The following is a 16,238-nucleotide window of genomic DNA, read 5'->3' as shown; positions in this document are numbered from 1 at the left end:
CGACGAACGGCAGTGGTTCAACCGCTTGCTCAGCGACCTCCAGAAATGTCGAGTATCGCACCGCTGGCATAAGAGGCCTCATCCGACAGCAACCAGATGATTCCGGCGGCAATCTCTTGCGGCTCACCTGCCCGGCCCATGGGCGTCGTGACACCAAGCCGCAAACCGCGGTCAGGATCGCCGCCACTGGCATGAATCTCGGTCAGGGTCAGACCAGGACGTACCGCGTTGACGCGCACGCCCTGCGGTCCCAGCTCTTTGGAAAGCCCTAGCGTCATGGTGTCGATTGCGCCTTTGGACGCAGCATAATCGACGTATTCATTGGGTGAACCCAGCCGCGAGGCAACCGAAGACACATTTACGATCACCCCGCCTCGGCCGCCTCGCTCGGTAGACATGCGCCGTGCAGCCTCACGCGCGCACAGGAAGGCGCCCAGGATGTTCACCTCGAACATGCGCCGCATACGGTCGATGGGCATATCGGCGAGCTGCAGGGACTGCCCCGTAATACCGGCGTTGTTGACCAACCCGTCCAGCCCGCCAAACTTGTGTTGAATGGTATCGAACATGGCCAGAACGTCCGCCTCGACGGACACATCGCCGCGAATGGCAATCGCCTCGCCACCAGCCTGCTCTACCAGCGCCACACATTCATTAGCCGCCGTCTCGTCAGCCGTGTAGTTCACACCCACACGCCAGCCGCGTGCACCGGCCAGTCGCGCTGCTTCACGACCGATACCCCGGCTGGCGCCGGTAATCAGAATAATCTTGCTCATGGAGGCCTCTCTTATTCGGAAAGTCCGCTCAGCTTAGGCAGGAATTGGTGAGGGTGCGAGCGGCAAGGCGAATAGGACAGGTGCTGTTACATATCGCGAATGACCTTGAGCCCCTTGTGATCGGTGTGCGGGGAGCCAAACAGGTCGGCATAGCGCATCGTCGCGTTGGCATGCTCGCGCATGAGAGCTTCTGCACGCGCGCCCTGTCTGTTTACCAGGGCATCGACGATGGCATGGTGCTGCATGTGCGCAAAGTTGAAGCGCCGATATTCTCGGGCCATGTCGTTGCGATCCACTGCCAGCGAGCTGACCGAGGCAAACGGCAAGTGATCGTTACGCGCCAAGGCATGACTGATCGCAGGATTACCGCTGGCCTCAATGATGACCTGATGAAAGCGCCGGTTGAAATCATGGTAAACCTCCATGTCTTCCTCGGTGACATAACCTTTGGCAAACAGGACATCTCCCGTGGCAAGGCACTGCTGCAAGGCTTCCTGAGTCGTTGGATCCAAACCGCGTTCTGCCGCCTGTCGCGCCGCCAGCCCCTCCAATACACCCCGGACTTCCACCGCACCCGCGATCTCTTCGCCAGTCACCGTCCGCACGGTATAGCCACGGCCTTCGTTCTTGGACAGCAATCCTTCCTGCTCCAGCGTCCGAAAGGCCATACGCACCGGCATGCGCGAAACCCCCAGCCGCTCGGCAGTAGGAATTTCCACCAGCCGCTCACCGGCCGGTAATTCACCGGACACGATCATTTTCCGTAATGTGACCAACACCCGTTGTCCTGGCTTGCTCATGAGGTCCTCTCGGCGCTGTAATCAATTCATCTTAGCGCAGGCAGCTTCCGGCTGGGCACGACACCTGCGGCAGCTATCGTCAGGGAGCAACCCGGCGTTCGTCGAACCCAATGGCCGTTAATCGCACTAAAAATGGATCCAATAGTGACTTATAGATTGACTCAGGATCTGTATAGCGCGAAGTATTGGATCCAATAAAAACAAAACAGCCCTGCGAGGAGCCCACCATGTTCCCGAAAAATACGTGGTATGTAGCCTGTACGCCTGACGAGATCGCCGATAAACCGCTCGGTCGTCAGATTTGTGGTGAAAAGATCGTTTTCTACCGTGGTCCGGAAGGCAAGGTCGCGGCCCTGGAGGATTTCTGCCCTCACCGTGGCGCCCCGCTCTCGCTGGGCTTTGTACGTGACGGTGTCCTTGTATGCGGCTATCACGGCCTGGAGATGGGCTGCGATGGCAAGACCGTTGCCATGCCAGGCCAGCGCGTTCGTGGTTTCCCCTGTATCCGTCAATATCCGGTCGAAGAGCGCTACGGCTTCATCTGGGTCTGGACCGGCGAGGCCGAAAAAGCCGATCCTGCCCTGATTCATCATCTGGAATGGGCCGACAACCCCGAGTGGGCATATGGCGGCGGCCTGTATCACATCAACTGTGACTATCGCCTGATGATCGACAACCTCATGGACCTGACCCATGAGACCTATGTCCATGCCAGCAGCATCGGGCAGAAGGAGATCGATGAAGCCGCACCCATCACGAAAGTGGAAGGCGATACCGTCATCACTAGCCGCCATATGGAAAACATCATGGCCCCGCCCTTCTGGCGCATGGCCTTGCGCGGCAACAACCTGGCGGATGACGTCCCCGTGGATCGCTGGCAGATCTGCCGCTTCACGCCACCAAGCCATGTTCTGATTGAAGTGGGTGTGGCCCATGCCGGGCATGGCGGTTACGAGGCCGATCCCAAATACAAGGCCTCCAGCATTGTGGTCGATTTCATTACACCGGAGACCGAGACCTCTATCTGGTACTTCTGGGGCATGGCGCGCAATTTCAGACCTGAAGACGAGGCGCTGACGGCGACCATCCGTGAAGGCCAGGGCAAGATCTTCTCCGAAGACCTGGAAATGCTGGAACGTCAGCAACAGAACCTGCTGGCCTATCCCGAACGGCAACTGCTGAAGCTGAACATCGACGCGGGCGGCGTACAGTCGCGCCGGATTCTGGATCGCCTCATCGAAAGCGAGCGTAGCGCAGCTGCCCCGCTGGGCATGATTGCTACCGCCTGATGCCCCTGGCGCCTCCTTCGTACAGAGGCGCCTGCTATTGAGGTGGCTTGCATGGCAGGCCACTCAGCCGAGGACTTTATCGTGATCGACGTTCTGATCGTTTCGAAGAAAACCGAAGCCACGGACATCTGCAGCCTCGAGCTGGCCAGTGTCGATGGCTCACCCTTGCCGGAATTCAGTGCCGGCTCGCATATCGATGTGCACTTGCCGGATGGCATCGTTCGGCAATATTCGCTCTGCAACCCGCCAAGCGAGCGCCATCGCTATCAGATTGCCGTTCTCAAGGACCCCGCCTCCCGTGGCGGCTCGCTCGGTGTTCATCAGCTCAAGGAAGGTACACACCTCACTATCAGCGAGCCGCGCAATCTGTTTCCCCTGGCACATGGCGCCAAACGCAGCCTGCTGTTTGCTGGCGGTATCGGCGTGACGCCCATTCTGTGCATGGCCGAGCGTCTGTCGAATATGGCCGCAGACTTCGAGATGCATTACTGCACCCGCTCCGCCGATCGCACGGCATTCGTCGAGCGAATCAGCACCTCACCGTTTGCCGGTCAGGTACATTTTCACCATGACGATGGCCCCGCGCAGCAGAAGCTGGACGCCACTCAAGTGCTGGGCCAGCCGGAGCCGGATGTACACGTGTACGTGTGCGGCCCGACAGGCTTCATGGAGTACGTTCTCAGCACAGCCAAAGCCAACGGTTGGCCGGAGGAGCAACTGCATCGTGAATATTTTGCGGCAGCACCCACCGATACCTCCAACGATGGCAGCTTCGACCTCAGGATTGCCAGCACCGGACAGACCCTGCATGTTCCCGCTGAACGTACCGCACTCGACGTTCTGCTGGAGGCAGGGTTCGACATTCCGATGTCCTGTGAGCAAGGTATCTGCGGCACCTGTCTGACCCGCGTGCTGGACGGTACGCCAGAACACCGGGACATGTTCATGACAGAGGATGAACAGGCTGCGAACGATCAATTCACGCCCTGTTGCTCACGCGCCAAGAGCGCTGTGCTGGTCCTGGATATCTGATAGGCCTGATGAACGCCCGTCAGGTCATCAGATCGCCATCAAAAGCTGTTCGTTAAGCGGCCACTCTTCTACGTCGGGAGGGCCGCGGTGTCGTATAAGTACTGCATCCGGTCTGCCTCGAATATCGCGATCAAGGCTTGAACGCTTCGAGCAGACTTCCAGCACTACAACAATAACAAGAGGCACCCCCCATGCTCATGACACCGCTACCTCTGCTCTGTTATGCACGTCACTTGCGCGCCACCACTATTCGGGAGGCTGAACATGCATAACGACCTTCGCCGGGCTGTCGATGAAGGCCGCATGAACGGCTTTCAATGGACCGCCATTATCATTTGTATCGCGTTAAACATGATCGACGGCTTCGACGTGCTGGTCATGGCCTTTACCGCCGCGTCCGTTTCCGCTGAATGGAAGCTCTCTGGCGCTCAGCTGGGCGTACTGCTCAGCGCAGGACTGTTTGGCATGGCTGCGGGCTCGCTATTTATTGCTCCCTGGGCGGATCGCTTTGGCCGTCGCCCGCTCATTCTGGCGTGCGTAACCGTTGCAGGCCTTGGCATGTTGCTATCTGCATTTAGTCAGTCAGCTACTCAGCTGGCTGTATTGCGGGCCATTACTGGGCTTGGTATCGGTGGCATCCTGGCCAGCAGTAATGTGATTGCCAGCGAGTACTCATCCAAGCGGTGGCGTGGGCTTGCAGTGACCCTGCAATCCACCGGCTATGCCCTCGGGGCCACCATTGGCGGGCTTATTGCCGTGGCATTGCTGTCTGCCTGGGGCTGGCGCTCGGTCTTCGTCTTTGGTGGCCTGGTGACGTTCGCTATCATTCCCTTCGTACTGTGGCGTCTGCCCGAATCGTTGGATTTTCTGCTGGCCAAGCGCCCGGATAATGCCCTGGTGCGGGTCAATCGCCTGGCCCAGAAATTGGGCTATGCACCGCTTACCGAGTTGCCTCCGCAGCCCCTGCGCGAAGCGCACAAGGGCAGCAGCTTCAAACAGCTATTTTCACCCGCGCTGCTACGCACCACCCTGTTGATCTGGGGCTCATTCTTCCTGACGATGTTCGGTTTCTACTTCATCATGAGCTGGACGCCCAAGCTGCTGGTGTCGGCCGGTCTTTCTGCACAGCAGGGCGTGACGGGTGGAGTATTGCTGAGCATTGGCGGCATCTTTGGTGCAGCCTTGATCGGTATGCTCGCTGCACGCTTTAAGATCAGCCACCTGCTGGCCGTTTTCATGGCCTGCACAGCCGTGCTGCTCAGCCTGTTCGTTTCCTCCACCTCCTCACTGACCACGGCCTTTGCCCTGGGTCTGCTCATTGGCCTCTTCAGTAACGGCTGCATTGCCGGGTTGTATGCATTGGCCTCCATGGCATATGACGCCTCGGTACGCGCAACGGGTATGGGCTGGGGTATTGGCATTGGCCGCTTCGGGGCTATTCTCTCGCCACTGGTGGCCGGTGGGCTGATTGACCTGCAGTGGGGTCCGGCTCAGCTGTATCAGGGCTACGCCGTGGTGTTTGTATTGGCGGCGGCTACGGTGCTTCTGCTCAAACTGTCTGCCCCTGTTCGTACCGTGGGCGCACCTTCACAGGCTCATTGAGTGAGTAGACTAGAGGCCGCTCCGGCTGCCTCTAGTCTGATCCAATCACTCCGGTAGCGTGACCTTGACCGGCCCCGGATGCGCCTTGATGGTCTTGTAGGGAATCACCGTATCGCCTGGCTCATCGCAGCTTCTGGCGGCCCGGGCAAAAGTAGGCCCCAGGTAAATTCCACGAGGCTCGAAATACCACACCGAAAACTGCCAGACAGAAGGGTCCTGGTAATTGCATTCGTTCGGGTCGTCGTTCATCAGCTCGGGATACAGACGCTTGAACTGGTCAACCACCCACGGGGCAAACAACTGCTCGCGGTAGTTGGAGTACGCCTCCAGATTATCCATGCCCCGCTCGTAATGGATGGACGGCCCCTTGCCCAGCCAGAACACGTCTTCCAACTCTAGAATCTTGCCGGTGGCCAACTCCATGTTGAGCGGCGCATCACCAAAGTCTGGATGCGCACCGCCGCAGTCGTAGCTGGTGAACAGGCTGACGCTCAGTACAGAGTCATTGATAAATACCGGTTTGACCGTCTGATCGAACTCTGTCTCACGATCACGTGCCCCGGACAGACACCCAAAGTAGCTGTTCACCTCCTGCCACTGCCGATTCTGCAACGTCCTGTTGGCAGCGCTCAGATCCATCGCCGTAGGGGATGAAACCAGCTGGAATAGGCGAATGCGGGAAACAGGCTCCACCCACCACTGCAAGCCATATCCCATAAAGGTGTCTTGCCTGTCTTTCTTCAGGCTCAGCCCTTTCAGGCGCAGATACTCATAGGGTGATGTACGCCGCAGCTCGTCCAGGGCGGGTAAATCATCAGGACGTGCTGGCGGCAGCGCTACAGGGGAAAGACTGATATCGAGCGTCTTGCCTTTGCTGGCCCAGCGGCCGGTCCAGCGACCATTGGCGCCCTGTTTGAGCGTCCACTGCATGGGCACGCTTTTTGTGCTGAAAAAAGGACGATTCTCACTCAGACGCAGGGTACGCTGCTTGTCCAACGCTCCGTCGAGCGCAATATCGGTATGGTACTTCTGGTAGAAATAGCGCCCGGTCACCTCGTCGGGTTTAGCCAGATCCAGTTCAACCAGCACCTTGGCCTGCCCGACAGTGCCCTGCAGCAGCTCCGGCTCTGCCATGGCCGAACCGGCAGCCAGCAACAGTGCCGCGCCACAGCACTGCAGCACAGAAACGATACCTCTCATGGACTCTTATCCTCGACCCTTTCTTGTACGAACCGACACAGCCTATCGACCCATGTGTCAGCCCATACTCTACGAGGAATAAGCGGCTCAGCACATCCCTACCATCGTTATCCGCAGGGAGCGGATGTCAGCAGGTCCTGATAACTCCGGTTGAAGTAGACCAGCCCGTCTACATCGTCCTGGCGCTCGATAGCGACCACTTCGCACAAGAGTACGTCGTGAGTGCCTACGGTATTGATCGAAACGATTCGACAATCAAATGAGACCACTGCCCCTTCCAGCGCTGGCGAGCCGGTGATCAGGGTATTCCAGCACGCCGCGGCAAACCGCTCCTCCACATCGGTTTTACCGCCAAACAGATTGGAGAGTGCCTTGTGCTCACTGCTCAAGGTATTCACGCACAAAGTGCCGTTGGCCTTGAAAATCGGATAGACCGAGGCTGAACGGTTCAGGCAGACCAGCAAGGTAGGCGGCTCGTCGGTCACGCTGCACACGGCTGTTGCCGTGAAGCCGGCACGGCCTTGGGGACCATCAGTCGTCACGATATTGACCGCCGCGCCCAGCCGGGCCATGGCATCGCGATAGTCCTGCTTGGGTACACGCAGAGGTTGTACGGGCGAAACGATATTCAGGTTGGCAAGTGACATGGCATAGCCTCACTGCAGGAGCGACGCTCCTGTCATCGGATTCAGGTCAGGTAGTCGAGCATTAAAGCGTTAAAGGTATCGGGGTCCGTCACGCTGGAGGCATGCCCGCCGTAGCTGAGTAGCTCGAACTGCGCATCGGGCAGGTGTTTGGCCAGATGCTCGGAACACACCCACGGCACTAGCAGATCGTCCTGGTTGGCGACGATCAGGGTGGGTGTTCTGATCTGCGCCAGCTGGGTATCCACATCGAATGCCTGCAATGCGGCGATACGTCGGCGCACATTCTCGCTATCGGGAAAATGCGCCAGGGCATGGGCTTCGTCGGCCTCGAGGCGTTTGGTGTTTTGCAGCATCCAGTCGGCGGGATACAAAAACAGGGGCTGGGCCTGTACGTAGGCGGCCGGGCCTGTATCGTTCAACAGCGCGAGTCGTACAGCAAAACAGCGGGCGCTGTGCGGATTAGGCTTGCTCCAGGCGTTGACCAGAATCTGGCTGATCAAGAGTTCAGGCCGCATCAGGGCGATCTGAAGCCCTACAAGACCGCCCAGGGCGTGCCCCATGAAATGGCAACGCGTGATACCCAGCGCATCGACCATATCCAGTACATCCTGCGCCATGGCCTCGATGGTATAGCCCTCAGGGATAACCGCCGGGCTCTTGCCTGTGCCGGTCTGGTCGTAAGTCACCACGCGGAAGTGCTCGCCCAGCGCCGCGAGCTGTGGTGCCCAGAATGCCCCCGCACCGCCAAGACCGGATGACAGTACGATGGTATCGGCCTCGGCATCCTGCCGGCCATGGATCTCGTAGTGCATGCAAGGCTCCCCTGTATACCGTTGGATAACGCGCATGGGTTGTTTCATGAGGTGCGTGACGGGAAATCCCCTGGTAGCAGATATCGCCTGACGGCTCGACCCAACCTACAGACTCATAAGATGGGTTGAGCGAAGCGATACCATCACTTCACTTGCTCACTTACGTTCCCACATGGGCGATACTGGCGATCTCGATCAACGCATCCGGCTTTACCAGGCTGCACTGGATGCAATAACGCGCGGGCTTCTCGCCTGGAAAATACTCGGCGTACACCGCGTTGATCGCCCCGTAGTTCGCCCAGTCGGTGATCATGATCATGTTGAAGGTCACGTCATCCATCGTTCCGCCGGCCTCCTCCACGACCCCCTTGATGGTTTCCAGCACATGCCGCGCCTGTGCAGCGGCATCGCCCACGTGTACAACGTTGTTGTCCTTGTCGAATGGCAGGGTGCCGGAAACATACAGAACTCCATCAGCCAGTGAGCCTGGAACAAAGGGCGCAAGGGGTTTTCCGCTTCCGGCGGGAATCACGCTGTGCTTGGGCATGGTCAGTCCTTTTTGAAGGTGGCGTGGAAATCGGCAACGGTTGAAACCCAGCCAAAAAACGTCTCGATATTGAATAGCGCCGCCTCGTGCGCCGAGCGCGGCCCGGCCTGATGGCAGGCATCGCCCAGGCAGACGCCAAAGTATTCGAGAAAGAACCCGTCTCGCAGCGTGGACTCCACGCAGACGTTGGTGGCGATCCCTACGAACACGAGGTTACGAATGCCGCGGGCACGCAGGAGGCTATCGAGAGGCGTATTGTAGAAACCGCTGTAGCGGGTTTTGGGTACGACCAGATCCCCCTCCCGCGGCTGAAGCTGATCCACCAGCGCATAATCCCAACCGCCTTTGGCAAGCAGCTTGCCTTGCAAGTCCGGGCGTTTACGCATGGTCTTGAGCGCGTTGGACTTGTGCCAGTTGGGCGAACCAGGTCCACCAGCTTCCTGATACTCTGGATCCCAGCCATTCTGAAACCAGACAACCTGGATACCGGTCGCACGCGCGGTTTCCACCACCCCGGCAATGTTTTCGATTACCGGGCCGGTTGCGTCTACATCAAAGCCAGCAAGGTCCAGATAGCCGCCCTTGCTTGCATAGGCGTTCTGCATATCGACGACTATGACTGCCGTCTCGCTGGCCTTCAGCCGCAGGGGCTCAGGGCGTGCAGGTAGCGTGACCGCGTCCTGGCTGCCTGTCGGCACGGCATGCCCTGCCACGGATTCAAGCGCGTTCATCAGGCACTCTCCTGCAGCCGAGTGACATGACGGCGGCTCTGCATCAAGGGCTGGATCTTTTCACCAAATTCGGTAACGCCCTGCATGAAGTCGTCAAAGGTCAGCAACACGCCACTGGCCCCAGGTACCTCGGCGATCTCATCCAGCATGCGGGCGACATTGGCGTAGGAGCCCACCAGCGTACCCATGTTGATGTTGACCGCGGACGTCGGGTCCGACATCTGTCGTACATTCGTATCGCCGCCTGACTTGGTATCAGCTGCCGCCTGAGCCCCCAGCCATTTGATGGCCTCTTCGTCGGCGCCGGCCTTGTAGTGTTCCCACTTGGCACGTGCCGCTTCATCGGTTTCGCCGGCAATCACCATGAACAGCACGATGGAGCTTACGTCGCGGCCTGTCTTGGCGGTGGCGGCCATAAGACGCTCGGAGGTCGGCGCAAAAGCCTTGGGCGTGTTCACACCTTTGCCAAAGACAAAATTGTAATCGGCGTACCGTGCCGAGAAGGCCATGCCGGCGTCGCTGGAGCCAGCACACACGATCTGCATATCAGCTTGCGGTTGCGGGCTGACACGGCAGTCTTCCATCTGGAAATGTTCGCCCTTGAAGTCGGAGCGACCGGTTCCCCACAAGTCGCGCAGGATCTGGGCGTACTCACCCAGGTAGTTGTAGCGGGTAGCAAAGAACTCATCGCCCGGCCAAAGGCCCATCTGGCTGTATTCAGGCTTTTGCCAACCGGTCACAAGGTTCACGCCGAAGCGGCCACCGGAAATAGAGTCAATGGTAGAGGCCATCCGCGCCACGATGGCAGGCGGCAGGGTCAATGTAGCGGCAGTAGCAAATAGCTTGATGCGGGATGTAACGGCGGCAAGGCCTGCCATCAGGGTGAAGGATTCCAGGTTGTGATCCCAGAACTCGGTCTTGCCACCAAAACCACGCAACTTGATCATCGACAGGGCAAAGTCGAAGCCATAGTGCTCGGCGCGCTGCACAATGTTCTTATTCAGCTCAAAGGTAGGTTTGTACTGCGGTGCGTTCTCGGAGAGGAGCCAGCCGTTGTTGCCGATCGGGATGAATACGCCAATGTCTAGAGTCATGCTCAGCCTCGGATTCGCTCGTGGGTCGAAGTGATTTCCCGCCCGTACCGCAAGCCAGGAATACCAAGGACAGAGCACAAACTCTGCCAGCTTTAGGTTTCTGCTGGGCAAACAAGGAGTTAGGTCAAAACCTGCTTCTTAGCGTGGACCATTTGGTCCAAACAAGAGCACCTGGTTTGTGCAGCCCGCACGATGATGGGGCGAAAACCGCAGGCGACCTGCTACTCTGGCGAGCATGAAATTCGACTGACGGTACTCACTCAAGGCCGCTCGCGGTAAAGTGCAGTTCGTGCTGTAGAGGCAGGAGTCGTTGTGAGTCAGGACCGTTCATCCACACCCAGCAAGCCCACTCGCAAGCCCAGTGCTGCGACATTGGAGCGCCGCCGACGGCAGATCGAGGAAAAGCGCGGCATCATCCTTGAGGCAGCGCTGGACTTGTTTTCCCGGTACGGCCTGCATGGCACCAGTCTTGACCAGATAGCCGCCCAGGCAGAGGTTTCCAAGACCAATCTGCTGTATTACTTTGGCAGCAAGGAAGACCTCTACCTCAACGTGCTACGCCAGCTGTTGGTGATCTGGCTGGCCCCCTTGAAGACCTTTAGCACAGAGCAGGACCCGATCGACGCCATCAAGGGCTACATCAGGCACAAGCTGGAAATCTCTCGTGACTACCCAGCCGAATCCCGCCTGTTCTGCATAGAAATCCTGCAAGGCGCGCCGCTGCTCCTGAGCGAGCTGGAAGTGCCCCTGCGGGAGACGGTCGAGGCCAAAGCTGCAGTAATCCGCGCCTGGATCGACGCCGGTCAACTGGCTCCGGTCGACCCGCATCACCTGATCTTTACGCTCTGGGCAACCACCCAGCACTACGCCGATTTTCGTGTCCAGGTTCAGGCCATCCTGGGCAAGACCCTCGATGACCCTGTGTTTTTCGAAGAGGTGCTGAGCAGTGTACAGGCACTGATTCTGGAGGGTTTGAAGCCCCGTTAGCCTGAAATGCAAAAGCCCGGTCAATGCCGGGCTTTCTATCGGTCTTTCGACATTCAGTCGTCGATCGTGAGCGTGCCCTTCATGATGGCCGCATGACCGGGGAAGGAGCAGAAATATTCATAGTCCTCTCCCTTCTTCAATTTGGAGGTATCAAACGTCACGGACGTCTTTTCGCCACCCCCAATCACCTTGGTATGGGCGATCACGCGGGAATCGTTTTCCTTGAGGTAATCCTTGTCCATACCTGCCGCGATACCGTCAGTGGCGACGCCCTGGACATCATCCTTTGTGGTCAAGACCCAGTTATGCCCCATCACATTCTTGGGAAGCGTGCCGGGATGGATCAGGTTGACCGTGAATTGCTTGCAGTCCTCATTGACCTTGATTTTGTCCGTGCTGAAGGTCATCTGATCAGTTCCCTGAATATCGACCGAGCACTGGTCGGCTGCCCATACGGATGAGCTGGCCAGAGCAAGCAAAGAGACAGCGAAAAGCGAACGTTTCATGAAATCTCCTAACGCATGTGTTCACTTAGTGAAGACTGGCATGTTTGAAAGCGAGTTCCAATCGCTAAAACGTCTGGAACATGGTTTGCAACGAAACGGCTATGGCTGCCATCGAAACTTTTGAGCGGCAAGGCCAGCCTGATATTGAGAGGATGCCCCTGTCACTTGCCGTCTTGAGGAGTACCCACCATGAAATTCCCGGACTACATCAACCAGCTTTTCATCGCCTACGCTCTGGGTGCCAGCGGCACCTGTCCTGAACAGGTCTCTGCCTGATGCTCCCTCCAGCCTGAAGTAATCGGCACGCGCGCACCTGCGATCAGCCGATTGCTTCATGGCCACCTCTCCTGCATGCACTACGGCACTGATCATGACAAGGCTTGGTTAACCTTGGCGTGAGGATTACGCTTACGCCTCCTACCAGCCAAGGATCAGCAATGTCGTTGAAAGCCGTTTGTGTATTTTGTGGCGCCAAGACAGGCGCCGACCCAATCTACCGTGAAGCTGCCGAAGCTTTGGGTCGCGCCCTGGCCAAGCGCGGTCTGACGCTCGTCTATGGTGGCGGTGCCGTGGGCCTGATGGGCATCGTAGCCGACGCGACCCTCGCAGCCGGAGGCGAGGTGATAGGCATCATCCCCAAAAGCCTCCAGGATGCCGAAGTCGGCCACAAGGGACTGAACCGTCTTGAAGTAGTCGATGGCATGCATGCCCGTAAGGCACGGATGTCAGAACTGGCCGATGCGTTTGTAGCCCTGCCGGGGGGATTGGGCACACTGGAAGAGCTATTTGAAGTCTGGACCTGGGGTCAGCTCGGCTATCACGCCAAGCCGCTGGGCCTTCTGGAAGTAAATAACTTCTACGCGCCCCTTGCACAGTTCCTGGATCATGCAGTGAGTCAGGGCTTTGTGGCTGGCCCTCATCGCGAGATGCTTCAGGTCAGCCAGTCGCCGGATGAACTGCTCAATGCGCTTGAACAATGGACGCCCACCGTAGCGCCTCGCTGGCACGCCAACGCGCCCAAGTAGATCACTTCAGTCGATAAAGCGAGGCGTATGGCCTCGTTTTATCGTTTCAGCACCATTCATCTCTTTTGGTGAACCCGCTCAACGTATGGCATGTCGCATTTTTACATCGCCCTAACACGTTTGGAGGAATTCATCATGACCGATTACCCACGCCCGCCTTTCCCCGAACAACCCCAAGAGCCGCCAGCACTTCAATCCAAAATGACACCCGTTCCGGACTGTGGCGAGCAGAGCTACAAGGGATCTGGTCGTCTGGCTGGTAAGGTTGCGCTCATCACCGGGGGAGACAGCGGCATCGGTCGTGCAGTGGCCATAGCCTTCGCTCGGGAAGGTGCCGATGTTGCCATTTCCTACCTGAACGAACATGAAGATGCCGAGGATACTGCGCGCTACGTGAAAGAAGCCGGACGCAAGGTTCTGCTACTGCCAGGCGATATCAGCAAGCGCCAGCAATGCCTGGATATCGTTCAGAAGACCGTATCTGAGTTCGGCCGCATTGATGTACTCGTCAATAACGCCGCATTCCAGATGTCCCACGAGTCGCTGGAAGAGATTCCGGACGAAGAATGGGTGTACACGTTCGATACGAACATCACGGCCATGTTTCGTATCACCCAGGCAGCCGTCAAACACATGGGCAAAGGTGGTTCGATCATCAATACCACCTCTGTGAATTCGGACATGCCCAAGGCCACTCTGCTGCCCTATGCCACCACGAAGGGAGCGATTGCCAACTTCACGGCAGGTCTGGCTCAGCTCCTGGCCGAAAAAGGCATCCGTGCGAACAGCGTGGCACCCGGCCCGATCTGGACACCGCTGATTCCGTCCACCATGCCGCCTGAACAGGCCTCGCAATTCGGTAGCCAGGTTCCGCTGGGACGAGCAGGTCAACCGGCCGAGCTTGCGCCTGTATACGTCATGCTGGCCTCTGATGAAGCCAGCTATGTGTCTGGCGCTCGCGTTGCGGTCACTGGCGGCAAGCCGATTCTGTAAGACCTACTGCGCCATGGTCGGCTACAAACCGGCCGACCGTGGCCAGACCAAACATCTACATGCTCTTAATGACTCATGCGCCCTTGTGAGCGTACGGGATTGTTTTGCCTGCCTGTTCCTCATCTGTACTAAGGAGCACACATGGACTGGTACCCTCTTCGGTTATCTACCCCTATCCGTAGCCACATGTTTGGCGGTCACGCCATTGCTGAAATACTGGGTCGCCGCGGGCTGCCTGCTGGCCGTATTGCCGAGACATGGGAAGTCAGCGATGTCGAAGGCAGCATTGCAAATGTCACCGAGGGCTCGCTTGCCGGTCAATCGCTTCGTGATCTGGTGAAGCGTTATCCCACCGAGCTGGTGGGCCCGGGGTTTGACGGTCCCTATTTCCCCCTGCTCAGCAAGTTTATCGATGGCTGCGGCATGTTGCCGGTGCATTTGCATGCTGATGACGAAACCGCCCGCCGTCTCGAATGTCAGCCCAACGGCAAGACCGAAGCCTGGCATATCCTTTGGGCCGAGCCCGGTGCCACCGCACTGGTCGGAATCAAGCCGGGGATTGATCGCGATACCTTGCGCAGCGCCCTGATTGCCCAGGATTACGACGCCGTCATGCGCCGTCTGCCGGTCCGTGCAGGTGAAACCATCTATGTGCCTGGAGGCACGCTGCACAGCTTTGGCCCCGGTACGCTGATCTATGAGATCGAGCAGACTTCGGATATCCAGCAACAGGCAATGCCCTGGCAGATGTCCGACGGCTCGCCGCTCAGCCATCAGGACTGGATTGCCGGTATCGATCAGCTGCTCGAAGAGTGCTATCTCGAACCCCAACCCGAATTCACACCCGGCTTCCGGCTGCCCCAAGGCGATGACATTGATCGCTTAATCTGTACTGCTAGCCCTTACTTTGCCTTGGAGCGCTGGCGTGTAGCCGGTGCGGGCGCCAAGCCCCTTACCTACCGTTTCAACAAGGCCACGCTGCTCAGCAACGTCGGCACACCCATCCGCATTCAGGCCGGTAACTGGTCTGGCGTCTTGGGCGCTGCCGAAACCCTTCTGCTGCCTGCCGCGCTAGGAGAAATTCAGTTAGCCGGACCGGCTGACGTCCTGTTCGGCTACGTACCTGACCTTGAGCAAGACATTCGGACGCCCTTGCGCGCTGCAGGCTACGTTGATCAAGCCTTTGCAGTGCTGGGCGCCACGCATTAACCCGTTTTTCTAACCACTTGAAAGGAGGTCTTTATGTCCGACTATCCAACGCCACCCATGCCAGCCGAAACCCAACCCTATCCGGGCTATGAAAGCCAGATGAATCCGCGTCCGGACTTTGGCGAACAGAGCTACAAAGGCTCCGGCCGCCTGAAAGGCAAGGCCGCACTCATTACCGGCGGTGACAGCGGTATCGGCCGCGCGGTGGCCCTGGCCTTTGCTCGCGAAGGTGCGGACGTTGCCATCTCCTACCTGAGCGAAGACGAAGACGCCCGTGAAACGGCACGGCTCGTTACCGAAGCAGGCCGCAAGGCAATCCTGATTCCAGGTGACTTGAGCCAGCGCGAAAACTGCCTGGCCGTCGTGCAGAAAACTGTTGAAGCGTTTGGCCGTATCGATGTGCTGGTCAACAACGCCGCATTCCAGATGACCCGCCAGTCGCTGGAAGAAATTCCGGATGAAGAGTGGGTGCACACGTTCGATGTGAACATCACCGCCATGTTCCGCATTACCCAGGCGGCTGTGAAGCACATGCCCAAGGGCGGCTCCATTATCAATACCTCCTCGATCAATGCGGACATCGCGCCGCCTTCACTGCTGGCTTACTCCGCCACCAAAGGAGCAATCGCCAACTTCACGGCAGGTCTGGCGCAACTTCTGGCCGAAAAAGGTATTCGCGCAAACAGCGTGGCACCCGGACCGATCTGGACGCCGCTGATCCCCTGCACCATGCCAGCCGAACAGGTGGAAAGCTTCGGCAAGATGGCGCCGCTGGGTCGTCCTGGCCAGCCTGTCGAACTGGCGCCAGTCTATGTAATGCTGGCCTCGGATGAATCCAGCTACGTCTCCGGTGCCATGGTGCCTGTCACTGGCGGCTCGCCCGTGCTCTGATCGATCACGGCTGGGCTGTCTAACGGCCCAGCCGGCTTCTTACGCTGTTCTGTCATCTCTCCGCTTCATACTGCGCCTACCGTTTCGTTGAAAGCAT

General features: G+C 58.3%; 18 protein-coding genes. 8 read left to right on the top strand and 10 right to left on the bottom strand.

Annotation, left to right across the window (positions count from 1 at the left end):
- Window positions 1-29 precede the first annotated feature (29 nt).
- Together AC4LF3_RS03040 and AC4LF3_RS03035 are read right to left on the bottom strand one after the other, a co-directional pair.
- Window positions 30-776: an SDR family oxidoreductase gene (locus AC4LF3_RS03040; RefSeq protein ID WP_312270570.1), complete on the bottom strand. Its 747-nt coding sequence runs from the start codon at window positions 774-776 to the stop codon at window positions 30-32.
- An 86-nt stretch (window positions 777-862) separates the two neighbouring features.
- Window positions 863-1,576: a GntR family transcriptional regulator gene (locus AC4LF3_RS03035; protein ID WP_312270571.1), complete on the bottom strand. Its 714-nt coding sequence runs from the start codon at window positions 1,574-1,576 to the stop codon at window positions 863-865.
- A 227-nt stretch (window positions 1,577-1,803) separates the two neighbouring features.
- On the opposite strand from AC4LF3_RS03035, the gene AC4LF3_RS03030 reads away from it, so the two are divergent.
- From AC4LF3_RS03030 to AC4LF3_RS03020, 3 genes are all read left to right on the top strand, one after another.
- A complete protein-coding gene (locus tag AC4LF3_RS03030; RefSeq protein ID WP_122043540.1) occupies window positions 1,804-2,865 on the top strand; it encodes an aromatic ring-hydroxylating dioxygenase subunit alpha in 1,062 nt (353 codons plus the stop codon).
- 81 nt (window positions 2,866-2,946) lie between these two features.
- Window positions 2,947-3,897, top strand: a complete 951-nt coding sequence (locus AC4LF3_RS03025; protein WP_037030731.1) for a PDR/VanB family oxidoreductase — start codon at window positions 2,947-2,949, stop codon at window positions 3,895-3,897.
- Between the two features lie 264 nt (window positions 3,898-4,161).
- On the top strand, window positions 4,162-5,499 hold the full coding sequence (locus AC4LF3_RS03020; protein ID WP_074823275.1) for an MFS transporter: 1,338 nt from the start codon (window positions 4,162-4,164) through the stop codon (window positions 5,497-5,499).
- Window positions 5,500-5,544: 45 nt separating this feature from the next.
- On the opposite strand, the gene AC4LF3_RS03015 is transcribed toward AC4LF3_RS03020, so the two are convergent.
- From AC4LF3_RS03015 to rutA, 6 genes are all read right to left on the bottom strand, one after another.
- A complete protein-coding gene (locus AC4LF3_RS03015) occupies window positions 5,545-6,699 on the bottom strand; it encodes a hypothetical protein (RefSeq protein WP_122043542.1) in 1,155 nt (384 codons plus the stop codon).
- 107 nt (window positions 6,700-6,806) lie between these two features.
- Window positions 6,807-7,346, bottom strand: coding sequence for an NADH-dependent FMN reductase RutF (rutF, locus tag AC4LF3_RS03010; RefSeq protein ID WP_074823279.1), 540 nt, complete (start codon window positions 7,344-7,346; stop codon window positions 6,807-6,809).
- Between the two features lie 41 nt (window positions 7,347-7,387).
- Complete coding sequence (rutD, locus tag AC4LF3_RS03005) at window positions 7,388-8,158, bottom strand: pyrimidine utilization protein D (RefSeq protein WP_074823281.1); 771 nt, start codon at window positions 8,156-8,158, stop codon at window positions 7,388-7,390.
- A 160-nt stretch (window positions 8,159-8,318) separates the two neighbouring features.
- A complete protein-coding gene (rutC, locus tag AC4LF3_RS03000; protein WP_491834744.1) occupies window positions 8,319-8,705 on the bottom strand; it encodes a pyrimidine utilization protein C in 387 nt (128 codons plus the stop codon).
- Window positions 8,706-8,707: 2 nt separating this feature from the next.
- Window positions 8,708-9,436 (bottom strand): pyrimidine utilization protein B, encoded by a 729-nt coding sequence (gene rutB, locus AC4LF3_RS02995; protein WP_491834743.1) that lies wholly within the window; start codon window positions 9,434-9,436, stop codon window positions 8,708-8,710.
- Window positions 9,436-10,530 carry a pyrimidine utilization protein A gene (gene rutA, locus AC4LF3_RS02990; protein ID WP_122043548.1) on the bottom strand — a complete coding sequence of 365 codons (1,095 nt, stop codon included), beginning with the start codon at window positions 10,528-10,530 and terminating at the stop codon, window positions 9,436-9,438. Before rutA ends, rutB begins: the two co-directional genes overlap by 1 nt.
- Before the next feature lie 312 nt (window positions 10,531-10,842).
- Between rutA and rutR the strand changes: the two genes are divergently transcribed.
- Window positions 10,843-11,517 carry an HTH-type transcriptional regulator RutR gene (gene rutR, locus AC4LF3_RS02985; RefSeq protein ID WP_491834741.1) on the top strand — a complete coding sequence of 225 codons (675 nt, stop codon included), beginning with the start codon at window positions 10,843-10,845 and terminating at the stop codon, window positions 11,515-11,517.
- A gap of 53 nt (window positions 11,518-11,570) precedes the next feature.
- On the opposite strand, the gene azu is transcribed toward rutR, so the two are convergent.
- On the bottom strand, window positions 11,571-12,023 hold the full coding sequence (azu, locus tag AC4LF3_RS02980; protein ID WP_074823296.1) for an azurin: 453 nt from the start codon (window positions 12,021-12,023) through the stop codon (window positions 11,571-11,573).
- A 99-nt stretch (window positions 12,024-12,122) separates the two neighbouring features.
- On the bottom strand, window positions 12,123-12,359 hold the full coding sequence (locus tag AC4LF3_RS02975; RefSeq protein ID WP_010796941.1) for a hypothetical protein: 237 nt from the start codon (window positions 12,357-12,359) through the stop codon (window positions 12,123-12,125).
- A 101-nt stretch (window positions 12,360-12,460) separates the two neighbouring features.
- Here AC4LF3_RS02975 and AC4LF3_RS02970 point away from each other — a divergent pair, with 101 nt between their 5' ends.
- The 4 genes from AC4LF3_RS02970 (at window position 12,461) to AC4LF3_RS02955 (ending at window position 16,141) form a co-directional block, all read left to right on the top strand.
- Window positions 12,461-13,048 (top strand): cytokinin riboside 5'-monophosphate phosphoribohydrolase, encoded by a 588-nt coding sequence (locus tag AC4LF3_RS02970; RefSeq protein ID WP_239382037.1) that lies wholly within the window; start codon window positions 12,461-12,463, stop codon window positions 13,046-13,048.
- A gap of 132 nt (window positions 13,049-13,180) precedes the next feature.
- On the top strand, window positions 13,181-14,041 hold the full coding sequence (locus tag AC4LF3_RS02965) for an SDR family oxidoreductase (protein WP_112297618.1): 861 nt from the start codon (window positions 13,181-13,183) through the stop codon (window positions 14,039-14,041).
- Window positions 14,042-14,182: 141 nt separating this feature from the next.
- Window positions 14,183-15,250, top strand: coding sequence for a class I mannose-6-phosphate isomerase (locus tag AC4LF3_RS02960; RefSeq protein ID WP_491834740.1), 1,068 nt, complete (start codon window positions 14,183-14,185; stop codon window positions 15,248-15,250).
- 33 nt (window positions 15,251-15,283) lie between these two features.
- Window positions 15,284-16,141, top strand: coding sequence for a glucose 1-dehydrogenase (locus AC4LF3_RS02955; RefSeq protein ID WP_010796937.1), 858 nt, complete (start codon window positions 15,284-15,286; stop codon window positions 16,139-16,141).
- Window positions 16,142-16,238: the final 97 nt, after the last annotated feature.

This window comes from Pseudomonas sp. C2.3V, from assembly GCF_058536325.1.
The sequence above is the reverse complement of the archived record's forward strand: the minus strand, read 5'-3'. Positions and strand labels throughout refer to the sequence as shown.

Bases quoted from the DNA above. Each gene is read 5' to 3' on its own strand.
- AC4LF3_RS03040 (WP_312270570.1), bottom strand. From the start codon at position 776: ATGAGCAAGATTATTCTGATTACCGGCGCCAGCCGGGGTATCGGTCGT.
- AC4LF3_RS03035 (WP_312270571.1), bottom strand. From the start codon at position 1,576: ATGAGCAAGCCAGGACAACGGGTGTTGGTCACATTACGGAAAATGATC.
- AC4LF3_RS03030 (WP_122043540.1), top strand. From the start codon at position 1,804: ATGTTCCCGAAAAATACGTGGTATGTAGCCTGTACGCCTGACGAGATC.
- AC4LF3_RS03020 (WP_074823275.1), top strand. From the start codon at position 4,162: ATGCATAACGACCTTCGCCGGGCTGTCGATGAAGGCCGCATGAACGGC.
- AC4LF3_RS03015 (WP_122043542.1), bottom strand. From the start codon at position 6,699: ATGAGAGGTATCGTTTCTGTGCTGCAGTGCTGTGGCGCGGCACTGTTG.
- rutF (WP_074823279.1), bottom strand. From the start codon at position 7,346: ATGTCACTTGCCAACCTGAATATCGTTTCGCCCGTACAACCTCTGCGT.
- rutD (WP_074823281.1), bottom strand. From the start codon at position 8,158: ATGCACTACGAGATCCATGGCCGGCAGGATGCCGAGGCCGATACCATC.
- rutC (WP_491834744.1), bottom strand. From the start codon at position 8,705: ATGCCCAAGCACAGCGTGATTCCCGCCGGAAGCGGAAAACCCCTTGCG.
- rutB (WP_491834743.1), bottom strand. From the start codon at position 9,436: ATGAACGCGCTTGAATCCGTGGCAGGGCATGCCGTGCCGACAGGCAGC.
- rutA (WP_122043548.1), bottom strand. From the start codon at position 10,530: ATGACTCTAGACATTGGCGTATTCATCCCGATCGGCAACAACGGCTGG.
- azu (WP_074823296.1), bottom strand. From the start codon at position 12,023: ATGAAACGTTCGCTTTTCGCTGTCTCTTTGCTTGCTCTGGCCAGCTCA.
- AC4LF3_RS02975 (WP_010796941.1), bottom strand. From the start codon at position 12,359: ATGAAGCAATCGGCTGATCGCAGGTGCGCGCGTGCCGATTACTTCAGG.
- AC4LF3_RS02970 (WP_239382037.1), top strand. From the start codon at position 12,461: ATGTCGTTGAAAGCCGTTTGTGTATTTTGTGGCGCCAAGACAGGCGCC.
- AC4LF3_RS02960 (WP_491834740.1), top strand. From the start codon at position 14,183: ATGGACTGGTACCCTCTTCGGTTATCTACCCCTATCCGTAGCCACATG.
- AC4LF3_RS02955 (WP_010796937.1), top strand. From the start codon at position 15,284: ATGTCCGACTATCCAACGCCACCCATGCCAGCCGAAACCCAACCCTAT.